Origin of the sequence: Streptomyces sp. UW30, assembly GCF_008042075.1 — a bacterium.
Taxonomy (GTDB): domain Bacteria; phylum Actinomycetota; class Actinomycetes; order Streptomycetales; family Streptomycetaceae; genus Streptomyces.
In genome coordinates this window covers 1-601 of record NZ_RDBN01000132.1, presented here as the reverse complement: position 1 = coordinate 601, position 601 = coordinate 1, and the positions used below count along the sequence as shown (strand labels likewise).

Genomic DNA, 601 nt, shown 5'->3' with positions numbered 1-601 from the left:
ACACCGAGGGCGTGCTCCCCTCGCTCGGCGAGGAGGGCCAGGTCGCCATCCGGGCGATCGGCTCGCTCGTCGACGGCGTCGAGGCCACCCTCTACGACTCCCCGGCCACGGCCCGCGCCGCCTTCCGCAGCACCTTGAGCATGCGGTACGAGCCCTTGGCGCGGGGCGCGCTGGAGCTGGGCGCGGGTGGCGGGGGCGTCGGCGCCTCGGCATCGGCGTCGTCGTCACCGAAGGCGAGCTGCCCCGTGCGATGCGCGCCGACGCCCGCCGGACCGCCCAGCCGGCTGCGCGTGGTCGCCTTCGGGCGCCGCCTGGAGCTGGAGGCCGACGCGCTGGAACGTATCCGCCACACCGCGCTGAGCGGCACGGCGCCCGTGAACCTGCTGCGCCCGCGCGCCCGCAAGCTGTTGCTGGACGCCCTGTGGGCGCAGTCCGGCGGCGCCTCCCGGCACACCGACCCCGAGCTCGCCGCCGAGCTGCGCTCCTCCTTCGACGAGGACGTGACCTCGGAGGACAGCTTCATCGCCTTCCTCGACGCCTGGTGGCCGGAGCTCTCGGAGGACAGCTTCATCGCCTTCCTCGACGCCTGGTGGCCGGAGCT

1 pseudogene is annotated in these 601 nt (G+C 75.0%); it reads left to right on the top strand.

Annotated features, from left to right (window positions below):
• A pseudogene (locus tag EAO75_RS44815) lies at positions 1-601 on the top strand (helicase); the annotation flags it as partial.